The organism is Streptosporangium sp. DT93 (assembly GCF_049844535.1).
Taxonomy (GTDB): domain Bacteria; phylum Actinomycetota; class Actinomycetes; order Streptosporangiales; family Streptosporangiaceae; genus Streptosporangium.
Genome location: NZ_JBNCLF010000017.1, coordinates 22,454 through 46,390 on the forward strand (window position 1 = coordinate 22,454; position 23,937 = coordinate 46,390).

Genomic DNA, 23,937 nt, shown 5'->3' on the forward strand with positions numbered 1-23,937 from the left:
CGATTTGATCTAGTTAGGTAAGGCTTACCTTCGCCGAACCTTAGGGGAAATGACCGACTTGTCGCAATCAAGCTTTTGAGACAGCGGTTGTCGCGATCGGGACACCAGGGGGTGGAGGGAAGGCGGCCGGGACCTCAGCGGGCCCGGAACGCTCCCGGGGTCAGCCCGGTCGTCCTCCGGAAGGCCGCGCCGAACGCGCTCGCCGAACGGTAGCCGACCTCCTCGGCCACGACGTCGACCTCCCAGCCCCGGGCGAGCAGGGCGACCGCGTGCTGCGCGCGCACCGCCGCGACCCAGCGCGCGAAGCTCGTCCCCGTCTCCGCGTTGAAGGCACGGGTGATCGTACGGGCGCTCACGCCCAGGTGGGACGCCCAGTCGGTCAGCGTCCGGGGATCACCCGGGTCGTTCCGGAGCGCCTCGACGATCGGGCGCAGCAGGTCGGAGGTGGGCACGTTCAGGAGCAGTTCGCGCGAGGAGGGGGTGAGCACGTCGAGCACCATCGCCTCGGTCACCGCCCGCGACCCGGGCGACAGCTCCGTGTCGGCGAGCCGCTCCAGCAGCAGCCGGAGCAGCGGGGTGATCTCGACGCCGACGGGCGTGGGGGAGATCGAGGTCATGGTGCCGAAGCCGAAGAAATTGGCACGGCAGCAGGTCCCCACGATCGCCGAGCCGGAGTGCAGCGTGCCCGCGGGCATCCACAGTCCCAGGGCGGGGGTGACCGTCCAGGCCCGTGCCCCCACCACGGCCGTGGACGCGCCCCGCTCGTTCCAGAGCAGTTCGTGGAAGGGGTGGGAGTGCTCGTTCCAGGTGGTGTCGCGGGCGATGGTCTCGCTCCAGCCCAGGATCACGAACGGCATCTCGACCGGCCCCGCCGCGAGGGCGGGCAGCGTGCGGGTCTCCCTGGTCATGGGAGGAGTCGACCGGCGGTCACGAAGGGGCGCGACCGAAGGTCACGGGAGGAGACGGCCGGGGTCATGGGAGGAGGTCGGCGCGGCGGGACGCGGGCGGCATCTCCCCAGACTAGTACCGCGTTCCTTCCCCACCCCGGTCGCCCGGGACCACGGGAAGCGGGGGCCGCCGGTCAGGCGGCCCCCGCTCTCGTTCTCGTTCCCGTCCCGATGATCGGTGGCGGACGGTGGGATCGGCCCGCCACCGATCGGTGCAGGTCGGTGGGACCGGCCCGCTACCGGCCGGTGCCGGACGCCGGCACCGGTCCGCTAGCCGGCGTAGGTCTCGAACTCGGCGATCCTCGGCGTACCGGACGAGCCGGTGATCTTGAAGGTGAGCTTGGTCAGCGAGGTCGCGGCGAAGGTGATGGTGCCCGCTCCGCTGCCGGACTTCAGCACGGCACCGTTGCCGCCGTTGAGGAGCTGCCAGGACCCGATGCTGGAACCCGAGGCCTCACGGATGACGGCCCTGGACACCGACTTGGCGGAGCTCCACTTGATCGAGATGTCACCGGTCGCGCCGGCCGGCGACCAGTAGGTGCTCAGGTTGCCGTCCCGCACGTTGCCGTAGCTCGTCCCGCCGGCCTTGCTGGAGCCGTCGGAGCCCGCCCCGATGCTGAGGTTGGTCCCGGTGGGCGGGGGGGTCACCGTCGGCGTGGGGGTGGGGGTGGGGGTGACGGTCGGCGTCACCGTCGGCGTGGGGGTGGGCGTCGTGGGTGAGCAGCTGCCGTTCGACACCTGCAGGCCCTTGTTGGCGCCCGCCGTCTGGCGGACGATGTTCGGCACGCAGCTCGCCCCGTCGAGGGTGAAGGAGTACGGGACGCTGACGCTGGTGTTGGACTGCGGGTTGGGACCGGCCGGGGCGTTGTCGCTGCCGGGGCTGGACCAGGTCACGTTGTCGAAGATGTTGCCCGCGACCTGCCAGTAACCGGCCTCGCTGGTGTAGAAGGTGCCCAGGACGTCCTTGGAGTCCTTGAAGTAGTTGTTCTCCACCTTGGCGCGAGCCCCGGCCCGGGAGTTGATGCCCGACTCGCGGAGGTTCACGTAGGAGTTGTTGTAGATGTGGGCGACGCCGCCGCGCAGCAGGGGCGTACGGGAGTCGAGGTTCTCGTACAGGTTGTGGTGGAACGTCACGAAGCCGTTCGAGCGGTCGCTCTCGCTGGACCCGATGAGCCCGCCACGGCCGGAGTTGCGCAGGGTGCTGTAGGACAGGGTCACGTACTGGACGTTGTCCTTCATGTCGAAGAGGCCGTCGTAGCCCTCCGACTCTCCGCCCGAGGCCTCCAGGGTGACGTGGTCGACCCAGACGTTGCGGACGGTGCTCTCCATGCCGATGGCGTCGCCGCCGTTGGACGTGGGCGAGCCCGACTTCTTGACGTTCCGGACGGTGACGTTCTGGATGATGATGTTGCTGGAGTCGCGGATGTGGATGCCCAGCTGGTCGAAGACCGCCCCGCCGCCGACCCCGATGATCGTGACGTTGCTGATCTGCTTGAGCTCGATCACACCGGCGGCGGTGTTGCAGCTGGAACCCGACACCTTGGTGGTGTTGCCGTGGTTGATCGTCCCCTCGACCTGGATGGTGATCGGGGTGCTGCTGCTGGCCCGGCCGCACAGGGCCGCGTGGATCGCGGTTCCGGTGGTGGCCCTCACCGTCTGCCCGCCGGCGCCGCCGGTGGTGCCGCCGTTGGCGGTCGCGAAGCCGGTGACACCGCCGACCGCCGCCGACGCCTGGAGCGCGGGCAGGGCCACACCGGCCACGGCCGCGATCGACGCCGTGGCCAGCGCCGCCTGAAGCCGCAATGCGACTGCTCGTCTCATCCTGGTCTCACCTTCGTTCTCGAATACCGGGTGCGTTCTTCTTCGTGCCTGTGGGTGGGGTCTTCTCGGCCGGCTCGGCCGCTGCCGCGGGGTCCGCGCCATCGGGTACGCCGCGCGATCGGGGAGGCGCCTGTGTTCACAGAGGACCTCCCTCGGACCGGGCCAGGGCCGTGGATCCGCGCGGGGCGACGCGGAGATCGGCCAAGTGGTGTGGCGTGCCGTCACCACGGCGAAAAAGGAGGACGCCGAGAGCCGTACGCCGGAAAGCTCTTCTCTGACGGCGCTGACGGAAAGCGCTTTCCCAATGATTGGACCTTAGCTGCCGCTGTCAAAACGTGTCAATGGCGATGACGGAAATCCCGACGAATCCGCCCACACACGTGCACACGCACCCGTAGGGGATAGCGGGAGCGCGCCCGTGCCGCCGTCAGGCGTTGAGCCGCTCCAGGACGAGGCCGGTGAAGCCGTTCGCCAGGAGGATGACGGCGATGGAGGTGAGCAGGATGCCGGCGATACGGTCGAGGAACATGGCACCCTTCAGGGAGATGCGCCGCTGCACGTGACCGGCCGCGTACAGGGTGAGGCCCGTGACGGCGGCGAAGCACAGCGCGGCCAGCGAGAGCGCCAGCCTGTCCCTGAGCGAGACGGCCTGCGCGGAGGCCGCGACCGCGAAGGCGAAGGTGGTCCCCCCGACGGTGAGCGGGAAGGTCACCGGCGTGAACAGCACCGATTTCACGCTCTCCGGCCCGGTCGGCGGCCTCTCCTCCGACGACTCCTCGGCGACGCCCGCCTTGCCCAGCATCAGCGGAACGGCGGCGAAGGCCAGCGCGATGCCTCCCGTGGCGGTGAGCGCGGCGGTGCTGATGCCGAGAAGTTCCAGGAGCGGCTCGCCGACCCAGAGCGCGAGGAGCACGAACACGGCGACGTTGAGCGCCAGGCCCGCGGCCAGGCGCAGGACCTGCCCGTGGTCGAAGGGCCGCACGGTCGGCAGGTAGGAGGCGAGTGCCGCGACGGGACTGTAGAGGCCGAACAGCGCCAGGAACAACAGGAGCGCCGGATGACCGCTCATCGAACGCCCCCGTGAGGGATGTCGCCGTTCAGGACCACCGTGTCCTCCCGTCTCGAAGCGTCGCGCGGACCATCCGCCCGCCCGGACCCGTCGTGCTCGGACTTGTCGCGCTCGGACCCGTCGTCATCGGACCCGTCGTCATCGGACCTGTCGCGCTCGGACGACCACCCGGCATCACGGACGGCGGATCGCATGACGGCCCGCGCTCAGATCGCGTCGCGCGCGATGGGACAGGTCATGCATCTGGCGCCGCCGCGGCCCTTGCCCAGCTCGAAGCCCTCGATCTCCAGGACCTCGACGCCGTGCTCGCGCAGCTTGCGGTTGGTGAAGACGTTCTTGTGGTAACCGATCACGACCCCGGGGGACAGGGCGAAGAAGTTGTTGCCCGAGTCCCACTGCTCGCGGGTCATCTGGTGGTCGTCGCCACCGGTCGGGATGATCTCCAGGCGGGTCAGCCCGAGCGCCTCCCGCAACGCGACGGCGAAGCTCGCGTCGCGGCGCACCTCCAGGCTGCCCTGCTTGTCCCCGGGACGCAGCGAGCAGGTGGCGGCGCTCTCCAGGAACGGCGGGTAGGCGGTGGCCTTGTCGACGTCCAGGAACGTGAAGACCGTGTCCAGATGCATGTAGGAACGGCTCTTGGGGACGTGGACCGCGATGATCCGCTCCGCCGCGCCCGCCGCGAACATCGACACCGCGATGTGCTCGATGGTACGGGCGTTGGTGCGCTCGCTCATCCCGATCACGACCGTGCCGTTCCCGATGGGCATCATGTCGCCGCCCTCCATCGCGGCCATGCCGTACGACTCCTCGTTGAAGCGCTCGTCCTCGCCGGCGTAGGGGTACCAGTAGGGGAAGTCCACGCCGGCGAACATCGGGTGGTGGTGGTGGACGATCGACTGGTTGATCGTCTCCAGCAGCCGCGCGTGGTAGAACATCGGGTTCAGCGAGACCCCGCCGTACAGCCAGGCCGCCGGGTCGCGCTGGTAGAGCGAGTTGGGCAGCGGCGGCAGGATGAACTCGCGCGGGTTCGCCGAGGCCGCCACCAGGGAGTGCTCCTCCAGGTCGGCGACGCCGAACTCCTCCTTGGTCAGCCCTCCGATGAGGTGGGTGGCCAGTTTCTCGCCGCTCCAGCCGGACAGTGTGTCGCGGACGACGTCGACCAGTGCCGGGCCGACGGTCAGGTGGGTGACGGTCTGCTCGATGGCGTGCCGCTTCACCTCGACACCCGTGTCCAGCGCCTCGGCCAGGAGTCGCTGGTGATGGAACACCTCGACGCCGCGCTCGCGCATCACCTCCACGAAGGCGTCGTGCTCGGCCTGCGCCTGCTCGACCCACAGGATGTCGTCGAACAGCAGGTCGTTCATGTTCCTGGGGGTGAGCCGGTGGAAGCTGAGCTCGGGCCGGTGCACGATGACCTTGCGCAGCGTACCGACCTCGGAGTGAACTCCCGGCGTCTGATCGGTCATCGCTCATCCCCTTCGAACGGCAAGGGCATCATTCCTCCGCGTACCCCCCTCAACCTGGGCTTGGCGAAGCTTTACCGCAGGTCAGGGAAGCCTGGAGAGGCTCACCGCGTCCTCGGTCCCGGTCGGCGGGCCCCGGGCCGGGATTCCAGGACACCGAGCGCGTACGACGGGAGGGCCCGCCCTCGCCTGCGCCGCACGTTCTCCTCGCGCACCGGCCCCCCGAGCGGCCCGATCCCACGGAGAACGGGGGCTTGTCGCGTCTCCCGCGGACATGATTCACTGACGGCACCCTCGAAACTGTAAGCAAACTTTCCAATAATGGACTTTCCGGTCTGGTGGCTTTCCGTGGCACATCCGCTCTCGTCCGGGCAGGGGGGATTCCGGTTCCTCCGGCGATCCGGCCCATTGGACCGCTCCTCCGCCGTCCGTCACCCGCGTCGGCCACCCGGCCTGCCCGACGCGCCCGGCCTGCCCGGCGTGTCCGGTCTCCGGTGGAGGGGCACCCCGTGAGCACCGCGCGTTTCTCCGGTCTGACCGCGCGCCAGGGCCCGCTGACGACGGGCCAGGCCAACATGGTCCGCTGCATGCTCACCGACCCGCCCGAGCACATGAACTACCGCGCCGTACGGGCCGTCCAGCCGGGGACGACGCTCGACGTGATCACCGAGGCCGTGGTGGGGCTGGTGACCCGGCACGAGTCCCTGCGCACGACCTTCCACGACGGCCTCCAGCGGGTCCTGGCCGCCGGAGACGTCACCGTCGAGGTGCACGACACCGGCGGGCCCCCGTCCGGGCACGACACCGGCGACCTCCCGGCCGGACGCGACACCGGTGCCCTCCCTGCCCGGCACGACACCGGCGGCTCCCCGGCCGGGCACGACGCCGGCCTCGCCGAGCAGGTGGCGCGGCGCCTGCAGGGGACGCGCTTCGCGCCGGACACGGAGATCCCCCTCCGGGTCGCCGTGATCACCTCCGGCGGCGTGCCGCGACAGGTCGCCCTGGTGACCACGCACTGCGCCATGGACGCGGCCGGGCTGGCCGTGGTGCTCGCCGAGTGGGACGAGCTTCTCCTGGGCAAGCCGCTCGCGCCGGTGACCGCGCCGCAGCCGCTCGACGTCGCGGCGGCCGAGCGTACCCCGGCCGGCCTGCGGCGCGCCGAGTCGGCGCTCCGCCACTGGGAGGGTCACCTGCGCACGGTGCCCCGCTCCACGCTGACGGTCCCGGTGGACGGCGAGACGGACTGGCTGCTCCCCCGGCTGCGCGTGCGCTCGGTCCCGGCGGCCGGGGCGCTGGAGCGGATCTCCGCGCGCACCGGGGCGAGCCCGTCGGCGGCGGTGCTCGCGGCCCTGGCGGCGCTCGCCGGGGTACGGGCCCGCATGCGGACGGTCGTCGTGCTGTCCATCTCGGCGAACCGGTTCCGTCCCGAGCTGCGCGAGTACGTGGGGCCGCTCGCCCAGGACGCGCTGATCCCCGTGGAGGTCGGCGAGACCGGCTTCGACGCCGTGTTGCGCGGCGCGCGCTCGGCGACGATGAGCGCGTACCGGAGCAGCCGGTTCGACTCGGCCGCCCTCATCCGGATCATGGAGGGCGTCCAGCGGGAGCGCGGCATCTTCTTCGCCAGGGACGTCGTGTTCAACGACATGAGCGTCCCCGGCCCGGCCGTGCGGGCCGGCCGCACCGGCGAGGACGTCCACTCGGTCTGGCTTCCGCCGGCCGTCCTGCCCACGCGCACCTCGCTCTGGGTCCACCGGCTGCACGGCGAGCTGGACGTCACCCTGTGGGCCGACCCGCGCTGCCTGCCGCGCGACGACACGCTCGCCCTCGGCGAGGGGATCGCCCGGCTGATCGCCGAGGCGGGCGACCGGGACGTGCCGCTCGCCGAGCTGACCTCCCTCACCGGCGTCGTCCCGGTTCCCCGGGACGACGGCTGGCTGCCGATCGACGGCTGCTGGGTCCACCTTCCCGAGGTCGAACGCCTGACGGCGGACGCGCTCGCCCGACTCACCGGCGACGAGACGGCCCTCACCACCGGAAAAGCCTTCACCACCGAAAGAGCCCTCACCGCCGGACATGCCCCCGTCGCCGAACGAGCCCCCGCCGCCGGAAAGGCCACCGGGAAGGCCGTCACCGCCGAGACGATCGTCGTCGCCGAGGCCGACGAGCGGCTCGGGCACCGGCTGGTGTGCTTCACGACGGCCCGGACCACCCCGCGGGCGCTGCACGCGGCCTGCATGAGCCTGCTGCCCGGCCGCATGTCGGCCATGACCCCGCACCACTACGTCGTCTGCGCCTCCGCCCCGCCCCCGGGCACCTCCTGGCGGGACCTGCCGAGGGTCGCCGAGGGCTCCGGACGCTGACCCCGCGCGAGACGACCGGCTCCTCCGGCTCGATCCGGTGGCCGCGGACCGCCGGGCACCCGCGCGCGGGGGACGGTCGTCGGGTGACGCTCCCCCGGCTCCCCCACCGGTTCGAGCCTCACGGGCAGGCTCGAACCGCACGGCGCCGGAGAGCCCCCTATGCCCCGACCAGGAAGGCGGTGACCTCAAGGGTGATGGCGAGACGGCGGCCCGTCATGCCCTTCGCCCTCGTCAGGCCGAAGGCGTACCTGTCGACGTCGGTCGTGGCCCGGACCCGCAGGCACCGATCGTCGGTGACGACGGGGCCGAGGGTCAGGACCGTGGGCCGCGTCACGCCCTTCACGGTCAGCGATCCCCGCACCGCGGCGCCCTCGGCGGATCGCGTGACGTCCTGGCCGCTGAAGACGATCTCGGGGTACGCGGCGGCGTCGAGGTAGTCCGAGGAGCGGACGTGCTCGTCACGCTGCGCGTTGCCGCTCTCGAAGCCGGCCGCCCGGATCACCACGTCCACGGTGGAGCCCTCGACGTCCTCGGTGACCAGTATCCGGCCGTGATCGACGGTGAAGGAGCCCCGTACGGGCAGCAGGCCGAACATCGCACGCGTCGTGAACCGGACCTTCGTCGCATCCGGATCGACGCGGTAGACGCCTGGCGTCACCCCGCGCCCCTGCCCGACCTCTGAATCCATCGTCACGCCGACCGCCTTCCTCTGTCGATGACGGACGGCACGGTGTCCACCGCCACATGGCCGAAGGAGCGCCCGCGAACGCCTCTCGCCCTTGAGGAAAACGGTAGGAGATCCGGCTCACCACCGGAATCGGGCTACGCGCACACCCCGGGTGTGGCTACGTACACCCCTGAAAGGGCGGGATCACCAGGGCGGCACGCGCAGCCGAGGCCGCCCACGGCCACGCCCAGCGCCCGCCTCACTGACGCGGTCGACGGCTCCGGCTCCGGCGCGTGCCACGTCGAGCCGTGCGACCCGTCAGGATCGCACGCGGTGACAACCGAGGCGGAAATCGTACGATTCACCACTATGAGGTCGCGAGTGGCGGCGCTGGCCGCCTGCTTGATCATGTCGGGCTGTACCCCGCGTTCTCCGCTCGGCACGTCGGCCCTCTCGCCACCGAGCACGCCCGCCGCGCCGGCCCCTTCGGCATCGGCCACGGCCGCCGCAGGGATCTCCCGAAGCTGGGTCCCGGTCCCCGGTCTGTCCGGCGACCACATGTGGGAGCGGGGCCTGAACGACGTGACCGCCGCCGGCCCCGAGCGGGCGTGGGCGATCGGGCACACCGGCTGGGAGGACAGCGAGACGACGGTGCTGCGTACCTGGGACGGGAAACGGTGGAAGGCGGTGCCCATCGAGGGTGGCCTGGGTGGCCTGGCGAGCGTCGACTCCGACGGGCCCCGCAACGCGTGGATCGTGAGCGGAGGTTTCCACGAGTCCATGGCCCAGCACTGGGACGGGTACACCTGGCGACCGCACCGGCTCCCCACCTACGGACTGGACCTGGCCGTGGACGGTCGCCGGGTGGTCGTGATCTCGAAGAACACGGTCCTGACCTGGAACGGCGCCGCCTTCGTCACCGAGAAGGCGCTCGGCGGCGAGGAGGTCAACCTGACCGCGGTGGACAGCGGCGCCGGTCACACCTGGATCGCCGGGAGGCGGGGGCAGGACGCGGGGCGGCCCGTGATCTGGCACGGCCACGACGGCGGGTACGAGGAGACCACACTGCCCGAGGGCGAACTCAACGCGATCCTGCAGATCGCCCCCGACGACGTCTGGGTGGTGGGCTGCGTCGGCCGGGACGGTAACGGCGGGGAGCGGCCCCTGGCGCTGCACTGGAACGGCCGGCGGTGGGAGCGGCCCACCATCCCGTCATGGAGGGGCGAGCTGCAGAGTGTGACCGCGTTCGGGCCCGACGACGTCTGGTTCGCGGGCCTGGACCGCGACGGGCCCGGCGCCATCTCGGTCCTGCACTGGGACGGCCGAAGCTGGACCACGGAGGTGCCCCCGCCCGGCGGGGAGGGACAGCAGGCGGTGATCGAACGAATCCCCGGCACCTCCCGGCTGTGGCTGACGGTCAACGTGGCCAAAGGCGACTCCCAGTCGATCGTCACCTACCGCCGGGAATGATCGGGCTCCACCGCCGGGAGTGATCGTCACCTGTCACCGGGACCGATCGACGCCCATCGCCAGGACCGGCGGAGCCGGCGAGACACGCGCCCCGGCTCCCCGTTCACCCCTCGGACAGCAGGGCCGCCGTGGCCGCGTCTGCGGGCAGGAACGCCTCCAGCCTCAGCTCCGCGACGGTCACGTCGAGCGCGGTCGCGAACGTCGTGATCGTGGTCGTCAGCCGCAGCTCGCCACGCGCCGAGCGCAGCCGTACGGGCGCGGCGAAGCCCACGTGGTCGGGCCCCGGCTCGGCGTGCGGCACGTACCCGGACAGCTCGGTGTGCAGGTCGTCGCGCGGGATGCGGTCGAGGATGTGCCGCGCCCACCGAGCCACGTCGACGATCCGCGGTGCCAGGCCCCGCGGGTGCAGGGCGAGACGCAGCACGTTGACCGGCGGGCGCAGCAGGTGTTCCGCGACGCCCTCGGAGAACAGGCGGGTCGCCGCGTCGTTGGCGAGCACCATCTCGTGCGCGGCGTCCACCACGATCGCGGGATAGGGCAGGTGGCCGGTCAGGATGCGCTCCAGTGCGGCGCGTACGTGTCCCAGGGCCGGGTCGTCGAGCGCGGTCCGCGGGTAGACGGGGGCGTAGCCGGCCGCGAGCAGCAGCTCGTTGCGTTCCCTGAGGGGCAGGTCCAGCGACTCCCCCAGCCGTACCACCATGGTCCGGCCCGGCCGGGAGCGTCCGCTCTCCATGAAGCTGAGGTGGCGCTGCGTCGTGCCCGCCCGCAGGGCGAGGTCGAGCTGGCTGAGACGGCGACGCCGCCGCGTCGCGCGCAGGGCCTGGGGGAAGTCCACGCTCCCAGTCTGCCTGGCCCGTCCATTCCCTCCGGGGAATTGCCACCATTCCTCCGGGTGAGCACGATCCGTCCCATGAACACGCGACTGGGAGTGCTGCTCCCCACCAACCACGGCCAGTGGGACGACGCGCGGCGGCTGGTCGACGTCGGTGTCCGCGCCGAGCGGCTGGGCTTCGACTCGGTCTGGGCCAACGACACCCTGCTCGGCCCGCGCGTCGAGCCGCTGACCATGCTCGCCGCCCTCGCGCCGGTGACCGAGCGCGTCACGCTCGGCACCGCGGCGCTGCTGCCCGCCCTGCGCCGTCCGATCGTGGCCGCGCAGGCGCTCGCCTCCGTCGACCACCTGTCGGCCGGGCGGCTGGTCGTCACCGTGGGCGCCGGTTTTCCCGGCCGGTCCGAGCCCGAGTACGCGATGTCGCAGGTGCCGTGGGAGCGCCGCTTCGGGCGGCTGGACGACACGGTCGCCCTGTGGCGGGCCCTGTGGTCGGGCGAGCGGGCGTTCCACGGCACGGTGCTGGACTTCGACGAGCTGCCCGCGTCCACGCCGTCCTACCGGGCGGGCGGGCCGCCGATCTGGCTGGGCGGTGCGAGCCGGTCGGCGCTGGAGCGCACCGGGCGGCTCTACGACGGGTGGCTGCCCTACCCGCCCGACCCCGCCGGCTACGACGCGGGTCTGCGGACGGTACGGGACGCCGCCGGGGCCGCGGGACGTCCCGCCGAGGCGATCACCCCGGCGCTGTTCGTCACGGTCCTGGTCACCGGCGACACCGACGACACCGGCGACACCGGCGACACAGCCGACGCAGCCGACGCAGCCGACGCAGCCGAAACCGGCGACGCGGCCGATGACGCCGCCGGCGCCGAGCGCGGCGAGCGTGAGCTCGACGCCTACTGCCGGGCCTCCTACGGCCTGCCGTACGAGGTGGTGCGGACGATCCAGGTGATGGTCGCGGGTCCCGCCGCGCGGGTGGCCGCCACACTGGCCCGCTACGTGGAGGCGGGCGCGGAGCACCTGGTCTGCCGCATCGCGGCACCAACCCTCGACGCGCAGCTCGACCAGATGGAACTGCTCGCCGGGACCGTCCGTCCGCGCCTGACCGGCCGATCACCCGGCACGACCACGACCGCCGCTACATCGCCCGCCTCACCGGGTAGACAAGGATGAGATCCGTGCCCGGACGCGTGTACAGGCGCAGCCGGTAGGTGCCCGGGCCGCCGCGCGCGAGGTCGGGGAAGCGCACCCGGCTCGCCGACAGCCTCTGCATCAGCAGGCGGCCCGACCCGCTGACGACGTCCGCCTCGACCACCTTGTCCCAGCCCTTGCGGCGCGGGGGCGGCGGCGCCGAGCGCAGTGCCTTCGCCGTGACGCAGGTCACCCAGTCCTGGGCGGGTGTGAAGATCAGGGCCAGCGGGCCGCTGGTCTCCAGGAGGCCGATCGGGTCCGCCTTCCAGATCGCGTCGGAGGCCGCCTCGGTGTCCGCCTCCGCGTCGTGGATGCCGTAGGGCATGCCGTCCCAGTCGTAGTAGGACGCGGTCGCCTGGAACCGGGTGCGCAGCGCGGGCCACGGGTCGCGGCACAGGGCGTCCTCCTTACGGGCCTCGCGCGCCAGCCGTTCGCGCTCGGTTCTCTCCTGCTCCGCCCGGCGCCGTTCGATCTCCGCCCGGCGCCGTTCGATCTGGGCGGACGACAGCAGCAGATCCGGGTGCCTGCGCCCGATCACCTCCGGGCAGAGCAGCGCGAGCAGCGCGGGCCGGGCCCTGACCGGCTTCCCCGCCGCGAACCTGGCGCACGCGTCCCTGCCCCTGGCGAGCAGTTCCTGGTCCGAGACATGCCGACCGGGCTTGTTCACGGTGCAGACGTAGGCCAGTTCGCGTTCGTGGGCCGGGGTGTCGGCGACACGGGGCGGTTCCCACGACATCGAGCACCCAGGGGCGTCCGGACGTCCCATGAGCGAGTCGTCCTGCCATCCCGCGATCGCGTCGCTCTGTCCGTTCTGCCAGGTGTAGGTGAGATGCGGGCGGCCCTCGGGGCCGATGACCGTCAGCGGGAGGACGGCGGCCGCGGCCGCGACCGCGACGGGTATCCGCAAGGGTGCCTTCCGCCTCGGCGCACGGCTCAGCTCGTGCGCCGTGCGTGCCAGCCAGACGACGAAGAGCACGTCCATCTTCTCGGCGATCGACTCGGCCGGGCCGCCGCTCGTCAGGGCGTCCACGAGCCCCATCAGGAACACGCTCGCGAACGTGCCCGCACCGATGAGGAGCGTCGCCCGGCTCCAGCGTCCGTCACGCCGCTGGGCGAGCAGGAGCAGCGTCAGCCCGGCGAACGCGGCCACTCCCGCGACCACGACGGTCACCTGCTCGGCCCGGCTCACGACGAACCGGAACAACGTGTCGTCCGCGAGGACGATCGCGAGCGATCCGGCCGTCCCCACCAGCCCGAGCAGGAGCGTGGCCAGCCGGAAGAGCAGGCCCGACCCGGTGAGCACCACCGTGAACAGCACGAGCTCGAGCCCCCAGAGCACCGGCCCGACGAACGTCCCCACCGGCTCCGGGAGGGAGAAGGGAATGAGCGTCCACACCACGGAGGCGTACAGCAGCAGCCGCAGCCACGTGGCCGTCCGGCGCATCGGCACGGCCGAGGGCGCGGGTCCGCGCAGGACCTGCCAGAGCATCCACGCGTTCACCAGCCCGAGCAGCAGCAGCCCGCCCAGCACCGGCAGCAGGGAATGCCTCTCGACGCCCTCGCCGGGCGGCTCCCACATGGTGACCAGCCACGCGGGCGTCGTGGTGCCCAGCACCAGGCCAAGAACGATCGAGGAAAGCGTGACGATCAGGTAGGCGGAAACCGCCGGACGGTGGAAGCGCACGATGAGCCATGATCGTAGTACGACCGGCCAACGCCCCTGAAGATCCGCTGGGTTTCCCCGGAAACGGTCGCCCGATACGGTGCACGACCGTTTCCGGCCCGGACGAACGCCCGCGTCGGGCCCTGTTCCCCGACGCGGGGAGAAGCGTGCGCTCCCACCACGCCGACCGCGCGGCCCGCCGTCCACCGGAACGATAGGAGGAATTGCGACCCGATGCGCGTCCGGCTCGATCTGGCACTCGTCGTCAAAGGGTTGGCAGTCCGCGTCAAGGACATTTCGATTTCTTCTGCTGGAATATGCGAGGGGATTCCTTCCGACGGTTTTCCCGATGCTCCGGAAAGAGAAGGAGAAAGCGAATGCTCACGAAGAGTGCGCGAAGCTTGATCGTTGCGGCCGCGATGACCGGTGGTCTCTTCACCGCGTTCTCGGGGGCGGCAGGCGCCGACGCCTCGGCGCCGGTCCAGCCCGCGGCGTCGGGCGGTGGTTGTTATGACCACACGCGAACCGACCCCTGCATCAGCCTGTCGGGCAACTTCCTGTATGCCGACTTCTACCAGAACAGCACGCCGGACTCGAGCATGAGCAGGGCCGTCCTCACCATTGTGAACAAGGGCAAGAATGTAAAGTCGGCGACGTATCAGCTCACCCGTACCGGGCGGTTCGGTCCCATCAGCTACAACAAGGCGACGCTTCCCGTCACCAGTGGATCCGCCTATGCCCGCGTCGACGTGTACACGAGCTCGGGCGCCCTTCACTACAGCGTCAAGAGCCCGGTTCAGTACTACTGACGTCGGGCGGCGCCCGCATGAGGTCCTGGACTTCCGCGAACCGGCGAGAGCGGGCATCCGGCCGAGTACGCCGGGGCCGGATGTGACATGGACGGCTCAGCGCAGTGAAGCGGCAGGGAAGCGGCAGGGAAACCCCCGGCGACATGTGATCGTGGTGGTCACGCGTCGCCGGGGGCTTCCTCGATCCCACCTCCGTGCCCCCGTACGCCCGCCGGGCGGCGTCACCGGTGAGGGGGGGCGATCGCCGGGTCCGCGAGGAGCGGGTCGACCTCGGGGAACGAACCGTCGCCGAACAGGATCCGCGCCGCCAGCGCGCGCCCCGCCCGGCCGCGCAGCGCGGCCACCGCCGCCTCCGCCGCGGCCGGGGACCGGATGCCGGCGAACACGCGGCGCAGCAGCAGCCGGCCCCGGAACCGGGCGCGCAGCGCGTTCCCGTCGTAGCGGCTCAGCACGCGCCGGTCGCCGGTGCGCAGGTACGCGGCGGTGACCGCCGCGGCCAGTTCGGACATGCGCAGGCACGGGTCCAGCCCGCCGGCCGTCAGCGGCGACACCGCGCCCGCCGCGTCCCCGACGAGCAGCCCGGCGGGGCACGCCAGCCGTCGCAGCACGCCCCCGACCGGGATCGGGCCGCCCCGGCGCTCGACCGGCCCGGCCGGTGGCGCGCCGCCGGGCGCGTCGGCGGCGAAGTCGTCCAGCAGGTGGCGGATGCCGACGCGCATCGCGTGCGGGTACCCCGCGACGCCGACGTGCGCGTGCCGACCGTCGTCGACGACCCATCCCAGGTACCCCGGGGCGATCTGGGGATCCAGCACGCAGTGGAAGGCCGGGACGGTCGTGCCGGACGCGATCGGGTGGACGATCTCGGCGCCGACGAGGAGGCGCCGGTTGACGTCGAGGCCGAGGTCGCGGGCCACCCGGGAGCGGGCGCCGTCCGCGCCGACGACGAACCGGGCCCTCACCGGTTCCGCATCCGTGAACCGTACGAGCCCGCTCGACGCGCCGTCGTACCGCACGCCCAGGAGGACGTGTGCCCCGGCCGACTCCGCCGCGCGGCGCGCGTGCTCGTAGACGGCCGCCATGTCGGCCACGCGGTACTCGTCCCGGTCGCTGACGAGGTGGATCGGTGCCCGCCGTGACGGCGGGTACAGCAGCACGTCCCGGATTCCCGGCCCGAGCAGGTGGTCCGGTACGTCGAAGTCGTCGAGGGTGCGGCGCACGAAGATCCCTGTCGTGCGGATGCCGGCCGACAGCGACCTGCGACGGTCGACCACCGTCACGTTCAGGTCCCGTCGCGCGAGCAGGCGGGCCGTGCGCAGACCGGCCAGGCCCGCACCCACGACCAGTGCATCCACTGTCTGCATATCTCGGACGGTAGGGGCGAAACCTCGCCCGTACGGCGGTCTGCACGCTACCTGTCGCATACCTCTACACCGTCACCGCACCCGGGACCGGCCGCGGTGGCGACCGTCCGGGCGTGTCGGGCCCCGGCCGTGTCAGCGGCGGGGCAGCGTCCGGCCGTCGGGCAGCGTCCGGCCGCTCAGGAGCGCGACCAGGGAGCCGCCGTCGGCGCGGACGAGCCGGCCGCTTCCCCGGCTCCAGCCGGTGTCGTCGGCCTCCAGCCGGACCCCGGTCAGGTCGATCCCGAACACGTCGCCGGTGGCGAGCAGGTCGAGGACGGCGGTGACGGCCTCCGCCGGTGCGACCGCGGGCCGGTCGAGCGCGACCGTCACGTCCAGGGAGTGGACGACGGCATGGATGAGCGCACCGGCCGCACCGCCGCCCGGGGGCTGCCACGCGTGCAGGTCGGGCGATCGGAGCCGGTCGAGAAGGTCGGCGACGGGCAGCGAGGCGTCCCGCGCGGCCACGGTGTCGGACAGGACGGCGAAGTCGCCGCCGGCCGCCGCCATCTCCTCCCCGAACCGTTCGGGAGTGAGCCGCGCCGGCATCGTCACGTGCGCGACCACGTGGCGCACGAGCCACTTCTCGCACAGCGACGGGGCGTCCCACGCGTCGGCGGCGGCGAGGAGGTCGGCGAGCCCCGTACAGGTCGGGGCCACCCAGGACCGGGGGTCGGTCACGACCGGTCTCCTTGCACGAGGTGGGCGAGATGTTTCACGACCGGTCTCCTTGCTTGAGGTGAGCGAGATGGTTCACGACCGGTCTCCTCGCCTGAGGTGAGCGAGGTACTTCACGACCGGTCTTCCGGCGCGAGGTGGGCGAGGTGTTCCTCGAGCCTGTCGAGGGAGGTGAGGAAGCCGGCGCGGGCCTCGGGCCCGCGCATCGTCTCGGGCACGTTCCGCTGACGGATGACGAGCGCGGTCGTGCCGTCGCCGAGGTCGTCGAGCGTGCCGGTGGTGTGCATCCCGGTCGCGGGCTCGACCCAGGCGAGCCGTTCGGGCGGGACGACCTCGGTGAAGGTGGCGACCATCCGGTGGCCGCCGTGCTCGCCGACCATCAGGGTCTCGAACCGGCCGCCGGGACGGAGCTCGACGACGATGCCGTCGATCGGCGTGGTCGTGCCGTCCGGCCCCCAGAACCGGGCGAGCTCGGCGGGCTCGGTGAGGCACCGCCACACCAGCTCGCGCGGCGCGCGCAGGACCCGCCGGTGGACGAACTCGTCGTCGTTCACCGGTCGTCATCCTCCTGCAGGCGGGCCAGGTGCGTCTCCAGCCGGTCCATCCGGTCCGACCACACGCGCCGGCTCTCCTCGATCCACGAGAGCGCGGTCTCCAGTGCCCCGGGTTCGAGCCGGCACGGCCGGGTCTGCCGGTGCCGCCCCTGGCTGATCAGGCCGGACCGCTCCAGCACCCGGATGTGCTGCGAGACGGCCTGCATGCTCATGGCGTACGGCTCCGCCAGCTCCTTGACCGTCGCCTCGCCCGCGCTCAGCCGGAGCACGATGTCGCGCCTGGTGCGGTCGCTGAGAGCCGTGAACAGCGCGTCGAGCCGTTCGTCCTCGGCGATGGTTTCCATGCGGCTACTCAAGCATTCGCTTTATCAAGTGTCAACTTGATAGAGAACCGCTCCACCCCGGCCACACCGGACGCGAAAGCCGGGTGGCCCGGGGGGATCGTCCCCCCGGGCCACCCGGCCGCAGGTGTCCTCAGCCGCCGATCGCGGGCAGGCCCTCGGGGACGGGAACGCTCTTCGCCGTCGCGTCGGGCCCCGGGGCCGTGAGCAGACCCGCCAGGTGGTCCGCGATCGCGGAGATGGTGGGCTGCTGCCACAGCAGGGTCGCGGGGAGACGGCGGCCGAAGCGCTTCTCCAGGCGTCGCCGGACCATGACGGTCATCACCGAGTCCAGCCCCTGCTCGACGAGGGGACGCCGGACCGCCAGGTTCTCGGGGTCCAGCCTCATCACGGCCGCGATCTCCGCGCGGATCTCGGGCAGGACCCGCTCGCGCAGGACCTCGGGCGCCAGGCCGGCGAACGACTCCGCGGGCCCCCGCAGATCCTCCTCGGCCTGGAGGGGCGCGTCGATCACCGGATAGCGCAGTCCCGCCAGGTGTCCCACCACCCGGCCGTCCACGTCGGCCAGCAGCACCCGGACGGTGTCCTCGGCGGCCGGGTCCACGGCCGCGTCGACGATCACCGTCGAGGGTGGCGTGCCGATCAGCACCACCTCGTCGATGCGCACGACCATGCGCAGCACCGGATCGCCGGGGAACACGCAGGGTGCCACGGACATCGCCGCGTCCAGCGCCGGCGCCCAGCTCCCCGCCTCCCCGGTGCCGACGGTGCCGGCGGTGCTCACGGTGGCCCGCAGCGCGCCGTCCGCGCCCAGCAGCGTCCCGATCGTCCAGTCGAAGCCCGTCGAGGGTACGCCGACGGCGGCCAGCCGCCCGTGCACGAACCCGGGATCGATCGGGGCCAGGGAGCCGCCGCCCGGCAGCATGTCGGGTTTCACCAGGCCCGGAGCGGCCACGTTCGCGGTGACGTGCACCAGCCAGGCGGGTTCGGGCTCGCCGGGACCGGCCGGGGTGCGGGCCGCGAGCCGCAGCGCCGGGGGCTCGTGCACGACCTGGACCTGCCGGCGTTCGGCGGTCATCAGCGGGTGCGTCATCTCCACGTCGGTGAGCGTGACGTCCTCGCCCTCTGCCGCGCGCAGGAACGTGTTGACCAGCACGGCGGCGGGCACGATCTCGACCCCGTTGAGGGTGTGGCTGCCCGGGTAGGGCCGGTCGGCGTCCCCCACGCTGGTCCGCCACACCCGGGTGAGGCTGCCGGCGATGCCGCTCCCGGCTCCGAGCAGGGTGTGGGAGTCCACGTCGTGCCCCCGGTTGCCGTCCCCGGCGTCCGCGTCGCGCCAGTGGCGGCGGTGCTGCCAGGCGTACGGCGGCAGGTCGGCCGGGCCGCCGTAGGGCTGCAGCCGGTTCCAGTCCACCTCGACGCCGTGGCAGTGCGCGGTGCCCAGCGCGACGAGGAAGGCCTGACGCTCCGGCTGGTTGCGGCGCAGCGACGTGCCGACGAACACGTCCTCGAACCCGTTCTCCGAGAGCGTCTCGGTCACCGAGTGCGCGACCACGGGGTGGGGGGAGATCTCCAGGAACACGCGGTGGCCGTCCTGCGCCGCGGCCGTCGTCGCCGCGGTCAGCCGTACGGGGTCGCGGAGGTTGGCCGCCCAGTACGCGCCGTCCAGGACGGGCGTGGACCGGGGGTCGGCCAGCGCGGTCGTGTACATGGGGACGCGGGGCGCCCCGAACGACAGGTCGGCGACGGCGGCGGCCAGGTCGACGGCCAGGGGATCCATGTGCGGGCTGTGGAAGGCGACGTCGGAGGCCACCCTCCGCACCACGATCCCCTCGACCGGCCACTCGTCCACGACCTCCTCGACCGCGGCCACGTCGCCGGACAGCACGGTGGAGCCGGGGGCCGACGAGATCGCGGCCACCAGGTCGGTGCGGCCGGCCAGCCGCTCGGCCGCCTCCTCGAAGGACAGGTCGACCATCACCATGGCGCCCTTGCCCTCCGCCCGGCGCAGCAGCCGGGAGCGGCGGCAGATCAGACGGGCGCCGTCGGCGACGCTCATCGCGCCGGCCGTCACCGCCGCCGCGATCTCGCCGACGGAGTGGCCGATGACGGCCTTCGGGACGACCCCGTACGCGTTCCAGAGCCTGGCGAGGCCCAGCTGCATCACGAAGATCATCGTCTGCACGCGGTCGATGGTGTCGAGGTCGCCGTCGGCGAGGACCTGGCGGGGCGAGAAGCCGATCTCCTCGGCGAAGATCGGCTCCACCTCGTCGACCAGGGACGCGAACTCCGGCACGGCCAGCAGTTCCCGCCCCATGCCGCGCCACTGGCAGCCCTGCCCGGAGAAGACCCAGACCGGTCCGGGGCCGGGCTCGGGCAGCACGTCACCGGTGAGGACGGCCTCGGCCGGCACGTCGCCGGCGAGCCTGCGCAGGCCCGCCGCCAGCTCGCCCGCGTCCGCCCCGACCACGACGGCGCGCCGGGCCAGGTGGGTGCGCCGCAGCGCCAGCGTGTGCCCCGCCGACGCCAGGTCGGCCCCGTCGCCGAGGTGGTCGTCGAGGTGGTCGGCGAGCGTGCCCGCGTACTGCCGCAGGGCCTGCTCGGAGGCGGCGGACAGCGGGAACAGCCGCTCCCCCGCCTCCTTGTCCCCGACCGGCTCCGGGGCCGTGTCGGCCGAGGGGGCCTGCTCCAGCAGGATGTGCGCGACCGTGCCGCCGTACCCGAAGCTGGAGACGCCCGCCCGGCGGGGGTGGTCGCGCTCCGGCCAGGCCGAGCGGCCGGTCACCACGCGCAGGCCCGAGCCCTCCCACGGGATGGCCGGGTTCAGGGTGTCCAGCACGCTCGGCGGGATCTCGCCGCGGTGGAGGGCGAGCACCGCCTTGATGACGCCGGCGATGCCGGCGGCGCCTTCGAGGTGACCGATGTTGGACTTGACCGAGCCGATGAGGCAGGGATCGTCCGCGGAGCGTCCCGCGCCGTACACGGAGGAGAGCGCCCCCGCCTCCAGCGGGTCGCCGAGCCGGGTCCCGGTGCCGTGCGCCTCGATGTAGTCGACGGTGGACGGCGCGACGCCCGCCTGCCAGCAGGCGCGGACCATCACGCGTTCCTGGGCCTCGCCGCACGGCGCCATGATGCCGTTGGTGTGCCCGTCCTGGTTCACGGCGCTGCCGACGACGAGCGCGAGGACCCGGTCGCCGTCGCGCCGCGCGTCCTGAAGCCGCTTGAGCACGACCACGCCGCAGCCCTCGCCGCGCCCGTAGCCGTCGGCGGAGGCGTCGAACGACTTGGACCGCCCGTCGGGGGCCAGGGCCCCGGCCGTGCCGAGCGTGAGGGTCTGGCCCGGCGTGACCAGCAGGTTGACGCCGCCGGCGAGGGCGACGTCGCTCTCGCCGAGCCGCAGGCTCTGCGCGGCCAGGTGCAGCGCGACCAGCGACGCCGAGCAGGCGGTGTCGATCGCCATGCTGGGCCCGCGCAGGTCCAGGGAGTAGGAGATGCGGTTGGCGACGGCGCAGGTCGCGGCGCCGATCCCGGTCCACGCCTCGATCCGGGGCAGGTCCTCCAGCAGGCTGCCCCCGTAGTCGGCGGTGCAGACCCCCATGAACACCCCGGCGTCGGTGCCGGCCAGCTCGTGCGGCGGCAGGCCGGCGTTCTCCAGGGCCTCCCACGCGGTCTCCATCAGGATCCGCTGCTGGGGGTCCATCAGCTCGGCCTCGCGGGGCGACAGGCCGAAGAACTCCGCGTCGAAGCCCTCGATGTCGCTCAGGAAGCTGCCGTGGCGCACGGCGTCGCGCAGCGCGGCGGCGTGTTCGGGGCTCCGGTTCTCGTACGGGCTCCAGCGTTCCACCGGCAGCGGGCCGGTCGTGTTCCGGCCGGCGCGCAGCAGGTCCCAGAACTCGTCCGGTGAGCGGACGTCGCCGGGGAGGCGGAGCCCGATCCCGACCACCGCCACCGGTTCTGCCCGGACGTCGCGCGGAGTGTCGGCCATCTGCGTTCGTTCCCTTCGGTTCAGGCCCACGGGGGCCTGTCAATGATCTGGATCACGGCGCCGGAGACGGTCACTCCCGGCCCGGTGCCGAGCATCAGCACGTGGTCGCCGGGGTTCAGCTGCCCGGTCGTCAGCAGGTGGTCCAGGGAGAGGACCTGGTCGCTGGCCCCGCAGTGGCCGATGGTGCGGCCGTAGTCCCAGGTCGAGCGGGACATGGGCAGGTCGAGCATGGCCATGCACCGCTGTTCGACGATCTCCTCGGAGTAGTTCATGAACGCCACCCGGGCCAGGTCGCCGGGTTTGATGCCGCTCTCGTCCAGCGCGCGTTCGACGACCTCCATCAGCGTCCGCTGGATGGCGAACAGCGCCGCGGTGGCCTCGCCCCTGGGCATGACGTTCTGCCGGAACTGCTCGTTCCTGGCCGCGAAGCTCATCTTCCGCCCGACCGTGACGCCCGGGGGGAAGAGGGGTTCGCTGCCCCGGTGCAGTTCCTCGGCCTCGGTCACCGTCGTCGTGCAGACCGACGTCAGGCGCGCGAAGCCCGTCCCGGTGGTGAGCACGAGCGCGCTGGCGGCGTCCCCGCCGACGTAGCCGGGGCCCATCCGCCACCGGTCCATCAGCGGGGTGCCGTAGTTGTCGGCGGCGACCAGCAGGGCGGCCTGTCTGCCGGGGGCGGCGTCCAGGTAGCCGGCCGCGAGCTCCAGGGCGATGAACATCCCGTTGCAGCCCTGCCGGATCTCGGTGGCCAGGACGTCCCCGCCGACGAGCCTGCGCTGCAGGTAGGAGTGGGGGGGCCAGCCGTCCGGCCCCTGGTGCCACGTCGAGGCGTACAGCAAAAGGTCCAGGTCGGCCGGTGCCCGGCCGCTGCGCTTGACCGCGCTCCGCGCCGCGTGCAGGGCCATCTCCGGAGCCGGTACGTCCCCGGCCACCACGGCCCCGGCCAGGTTGTGCAGCTCGGCGTCCTCGGCCGGGTACCAGCCCTTGGCGACCGCCTTCTCGACGCTGACGACGGTCCGGGGGACGAAGGCCCCCACCCCGCTGATGTAGGTGTCCGCGTACCGCATGACTCTGTCCTCGTCCCGGCTAGACGGATTCGAGTTCTCTGACCATCGCCACGATGGTCACGACGTCCCGGAAGTTCTCGGGGTCGAGCTTCGCGGCGGGGATCGGGACGCCGACGTCCCTGCGCAGGAAGTTCAGCAGCCGCGCGGTGCGCAGCGAGTCCAGGAGACCCGACACCAGGAGCGGGGTCGTCTCGTCGACCGTGACGTCGTCGCCGTCCTGGACGAGGTTGTCCTGGATGAAGCCGACCAGCCTGCGCGAGAGGTCGGTCGTGTGCGTGAGCTCGGTCATGCGCGTGCCTCCGCCGTGACGGGAGAGGTGGACAGGATCTTGAAAGCCGCCGCGGCGACGGACGTCCCGGAGCCGAACCCGACCATGAGCAGGTGGTCTCCGGCCACGAGCCCGCCGGTCGCGATCAGGTGCTCGAAGGCGATGAACTGGTCCACCGCGCCGCAGTGGCCCACGCGCCTGCCGTAGTCCCAGGTCGTCTGGTCCTCGTCGATGCCCAGCCAGGACATCTGCCCGTCCAGGTCCTCGCGGCGGCCGTGCGGCAACGCCACCTTCGTGATGTCGTCGAGCCCGATCCCGGCCTCGTCCAGGGTCCGCTCGACCTGCTGCATCATCGTCTTCTGGATCGTCAGGTGGATCCCGGTGCCCTGCGCCTTGAGCAGCTTCTGGCGGAACTCCTCGTGGCGGTCCCCGAAGCTCAGCCCCACGCCGACGGTGGCGTCCGGGGGGAACAGGGGGTAGCCGCCGTCGTTGACCGCGTCGGCCTCGGGGATCACCGTCGCGTTCACCGACAGGAGCTGGGCCATGCCGTACCCCTTGCCGAGCAGGAGCGCGGCCGCGGCGTCGCCGATCAGCGCCCCGGGCGTCATCCGCCAGCGGTCCACCAGCGGGGTGCCGTGGTTGTCGGAGGAGACGACCATGGCCGTCTCCCGGTCGGCGTCGGCCTGCAGGTAGCTCGCCGCCAGCTCCAGCGAGCTGATCATCCCCACGCAGCCGCTGCGGATCTCGAACGCGGGAACGTTCCCGCCGAGCAGGTGCATCTGCAGATAGTGCTGGGGCTGCCAGCCGTTCGGGCCCTGGTGCCAGACCGAGGGGTAGAGCAGGAGGTCGAGGTCCTTCGGGGAGGACTCGCCCCAGCGCTCGTACGCGTCCAGGACCGCGAGCCGCGCCATCTCGGGGGCGGGCATGTCGCCGGCCACCGCCGCGCCGATCTGCCGGAATTTCTCGGCCTCCTCGGCCGGGTACCAGCCCTCGCGGACCGCCTGCTCGACACTCACGCTGTCAGGCACGTAAACGCCAAGACTCCTGACGAACATATTGGATGTACGCACACGTCCCCTTAACTCATCAACGATCCCGGACACCGGTCCTCGGGCGCGGAAGGCGGCTCATCGGATTCATTTCGGGACCCGGGATGCCAGGGCGCCCTCGGCCGACCGGCGAGAACAACGGGAAATAGGCCGGCGCGCCGCCAGGGGAAAGAATAGGGGCGGCCCGTCGGGGAAATCAATACAAACGAGGGTCATCCGGTAAGTGGCATTCCGTGATCGGAATCAAACGGAACGTGTCGGGACAGGAAAATGCGTCTTTCCGCTCCACCCCACGGTTTGTCCGAATGCAAT

General features: G+C 72.2%; 19 protein-coding genes. 4 read left to right on the forward strand and 15 right to left on the reverse strand.

The window, feature by feature from the left end:
* Positions 1-134: 134 nt before the first annotated feature.
* From ACLQ2R_RS30100 to ACLQ2R_RS30115, 4 genes are all read right to left on the reverse strand, one after another.
* Positions 135-908: an AraC family transcriptional regulator gene (locus ACLQ2R_RS30100; RefSeq protein ID WP_425964312.1), complete on the reverse strand. Its 774-nt coding sequence runs from the start codon at positions 906-908 to the stop codon at positions 135-137.
* A 309-nt stretch (positions 909-1,217) separates the two neighbouring features.
* Positions 1,218-2,768, reverse strand: coding sequence for a pectate lyase family protein (locus ACLQ2R_RS30105; protein WP_425964314.1), 1,551 nt, complete (start codon positions 2,766-2,768; stop codon positions 1,218-1,220).
* Between the two features lie 427 nt (positions 2,769-3,195).
* A complete protein-coding gene (locus ACLQ2R_RS30110; protein ID WP_425964316.1) occupies positions 3,196-3,837 on the reverse strand; it encodes a MarC family protein in 642 nt (213 codons plus the stop codon).
* A 206-nt stretch (positions 3,838-4,043) separates the two neighbouring features.
* Positions 4,044-5,303, reverse strand: coding sequence for an arginine deiminase (locus tag ACLQ2R_RS30115; protein WP_425964317.1), 1,260 nt, complete (start codon positions 5,301-5,303; stop codon positions 4,044-4,046).
* 506 nt (positions 5,304-5,809) lie between these two features.
* Between ACLQ2R_RS30115 and ACLQ2R_RS30120 the strand changes: the two genes are divergently transcribed.
* A complete protein-coding gene (locus tag ACLQ2R_RS30120; protein ID WP_425964318.1) occupies positions 5,810-7,660 on the forward strand; it encodes a hypothetical protein in 1,851 nt (616 codons plus the stop codon).
* A 157-nt stretch (positions 7,661-7,817) separates the two neighbouring features.
* Here ACLQ2R_RS30120 and ACLQ2R_RS30125 read toward each other — a convergent pair whose 3' ends face one another.
* The gene (locus ACLQ2R_RS30125; RefSeq protein ID WP_425964562.1) at positions 7,818-8,348 is read right to left on the reverse strand and encodes a YceI family protein; all 531 of its coding nucleotides are present in this window, start codon (positions 8,346-8,348) and stop codon (positions 7,818-7,820) included.
* A gap of 348 nt (positions 8,349-8,696) precedes the next feature.
* Between ACLQ2R_RS30125 and ACLQ2R_RS30130 the strand changes: the two genes are divergently transcribed.
* Positions 8,697-9,797, forward strand: a complete 1,101-nt coding sequence (locus ACLQ2R_RS30130; protein ID WP_425964320.1) for a hypothetical protein — start codon at positions 8,697-8,699, stop codon at positions 9,795-9,797.
* 103 nt (positions 9,798-9,900) lie between these two features.
* On the opposite strand, the gene ACLQ2R_RS30135 is transcribed toward ACLQ2R_RS30130, so the two are convergent.
* A complete protein-coding gene (locus ACLQ2R_RS30135; protein WP_425964322.1) occupies positions 9,901-10,632 on the reverse strand; it encodes a helix-turn-helix domain-containing protein in 732 nt (243 codons plus the stop codon).
* 75 nt (positions 10,633-10,707) lie between these two features.
* Between ACLQ2R_RS30135 and ACLQ2R_RS30140 the strand changes: the two genes are divergently transcribed.
* Positions 10,708-11,799 (forward strand): LLM class flavin-dependent oxidoreductase, encoded by a 1,092-nt coding sequence (locus ACLQ2R_RS30140; protein WP_425964323.1) that lies wholly within the window; start codon positions 10,708-10,710, stop codon positions 11,797-11,799.
* Here the strand turns inward: ACLQ2R_RS30140 and ACLQ2R_RS30145 are convergent.
* Entirely contained in the window at positions 11,765-13,501 is a 1,737-nt protein-coding gene (locus ACLQ2R_RS30145; RefSeq protein ID WP_425964325.1) for a hypothetical protein, read from the reverse strand. The genes ACLQ2R_RS30140 and ACLQ2R_RS30145 overlap by 35 nt on opposite strands.
* A gap of 356 nt (positions 13,502-13,857) precedes the next feature.
* On the opposite strand from ACLQ2R_RS30145, the gene ACLQ2R_RS30150 reads away from it, so the two are divergent.
* A complete protein-coding gene (locus ACLQ2R_RS30150) occupies positions 13,858-14,289 on the forward strand; it encodes a hypothetical protein (protein ID WP_425964327.1) in 432 nt (143 codons plus the stop codon).
* Positions 14,290-14,510: 221 nt separating this feature from the next.
* Here the strand turns inward: ACLQ2R_RS30150 and ACLQ2R_RS30155 are convergent, their stop codons facing one another.
* From ACLQ2R_RS30155 to ACLQ2R_RS30190, 8 genes are all read right to left on the reverse strand, one after another.
* Positions 14,511-15,650, reverse strand: a complete 1,140-nt coding sequence (locus ACLQ2R_RS30155) for an NAD(P)/FAD-dependent oxidoreductase (protein ID WP_425964329.1) — start codon at positions 15,648-15,650, stop codon at positions 14,511-14,513.
* 132 nt (positions 15,651-15,782) lie between these two features.
* A complete protein-coding gene (locus tag ACLQ2R_RS30160; RefSeq protein ID WP_425964331.1) occupies positions 15,783-16,367 on the reverse strand; it encodes a maleylpyruvate isomerase family mycothiol-dependent enzyme in 585 nt (194 codons plus the stop codon).
* Between the two features lie 110 nt (positions 16,368-16,477).
* Positions 16,478-16,918 carry an SRPBCC family protein gene (locus tag ACLQ2R_RS30165; RefSeq protein WP_425964333.1) on the reverse strand — a complete coding sequence of 147 codons (441 nt, stop codon included), beginning with the start codon at positions 16,916-16,918 and terminating at the stop codon, positions 16,478-16,480.
* A complete protein-coding gene (locus ACLQ2R_RS30170) occupies positions 16,915-17,262 on the reverse strand; it encodes an ArsR/SmtB family transcription factor (RefSeq protein ID WP_425964335.1) in 348 nt (115 codons plus the stop codon). Before ACLQ2R_RS30170 ends, ACLQ2R_RS30165 begins: the two co-directional genes overlap by 4 nt.
* Before the next feature lie 130 nt (positions 17,263-17,392).
* Positions 17,393-21,244 (reverse strand): type I polyketide synthase, encoded by a 3,852-nt coding sequence (locus ACLQ2R_RS30175; protein WP_425964337.1) that lies wholly within the window; start codon positions 21,242-21,244, stop codon positions 17,393-17,395.
* A 20-nt stretch (positions 21,245-21,264) separates the two neighbouring features.
* Complete coding sequence (locus ACLQ2R_RS30180) at positions 21,265-22,308, reverse strand: ketoacyl-ACP synthase III family protein (RefSeq protein ID WP_425964339.1); 1,044 nt, start codon at positions 22,306-22,308, stop codon at positions 21,265-21,267.
* A gap of 19 nt (positions 22,309-22,327) precedes the next feature.
* Positions 22,328-22,597 (reverse strand): hypothetical protein, encoded by a 270-nt coding sequence (locus ACLQ2R_RS30185; RefSeq protein ID WP_425964340.1) that lies wholly within the window; start codon positions 22,595-22,597, stop codon positions 22,328-22,330.
* A complete protein-coding gene (locus tag ACLQ2R_RS30190; protein WP_425964341.1) occupies positions 22,594-23,604 on the reverse strand; it encodes a ketoacyl-ACP synthase III family protein in 1,011 nt (336 codons plus the stop codon). Before ACLQ2R_RS30190 ends, ACLQ2R_RS30185 begins: the two co-directional genes overlap by 4 nt.
* Between the last annotated feature and the right edge of the window lie 333 nt (positions 23,605-23,937).

Bases quoted from the DNA above. Each gene is read 5' to 3' on its own strand.
- ACLQ2R_RS30180 (WP_425964339.1), bottom strand. From the start codon at position 22,308: ATGCGGTACGCGGACACCTACATCAGCGGGGTGGGGGCCTTCGTCCCC.
- ACLQ2R_RS30125 (WP_425964562.1), bottom strand. From the start codon at position 8,348: ATGGATTCAGAGGTCGGGCAGGGGCGCGGGGTGACGCCAGGCGTCTAC.
- ACLQ2R_RS30170 (WP_425964335.1), bottom strand. From the start codon at position 17,262: ATGGAAACCATCGCCGAGGACGAACGGCTCGACGCGCTGTTCACGGCT.
- ACLQ2R_RS30140 (WP_425964323.1), top strand. From the start codon at position 10,708: ATGAACACGCGACTGGGAGTGCTGCTCCCCACCAACCACGGCCAGTGG.
- ACLQ2R_RS30150 (WP_425964327.1), top strand. From the start codon at position 13,858: ATGCTCACGAAGAGTGCGCGAAGCTTGATCGTTGCGGCCGCGATGACC.
- ACLQ2R_RS30175 (WP_425964337.1), bottom strand. From the start codon at position 21,244: ATGGCCGACACTCCGCGCGACGTCCGGGCAGAACCGGTGGCGGTGGTC.
- ACLQ2R_RS30130 (WP_425964320.1), top strand. From the start codon at position 8,697: ATGAGGTCGCGAGTGGCGGCGCTGGCCGCCTGCTTGATCATGTCGGGC.
- ACLQ2R_RS30110 (WP_425964316.1), bottom strand. From the start codon at position 3,837: ATGAGCGGTCATCCGGCGCTCCTGTTGTTCCTGGCGCTGTTCGGCCTC.
- ACLQ2R_RS30115 (WP_425964317.1), bottom strand. From the start codon at position 5,303: ATGACCGATCAGACGCCGGGAGTTCACTCCGAGGTCGGTACGCTGCGC.
- ACLQ2R_RS30155 (WP_425964329.1), bottom strand. From the start codon at position 15,650: ATGCAGACAGTGGATGCACTGGTCGTGGGTGCGGGCCTGGCCGGTCTG.
- ACLQ2R_RS30100 (WP_425964312.1), bottom strand. From the start codon at position 908: ATGACCAGGGAGACCCGCACGCTGCCCGCCCTCGCGGCGGGGCCGGTC.
- ACLQ2R_RS30185 (WP_425964340.1), bottom strand. From the start codon at position 22,597: ATGACCGAGCTCACGCACACGACCGACCTCTCGCGCAGGCTGGTCGGC.
- ACLQ2R_RS30105 (WP_425964314.1), bottom strand. From the start codon at position 2,768: ATGAGACGAGCAGTCGCATTGCGGCTTCAGGCGGCGCTGGCCACGGCG.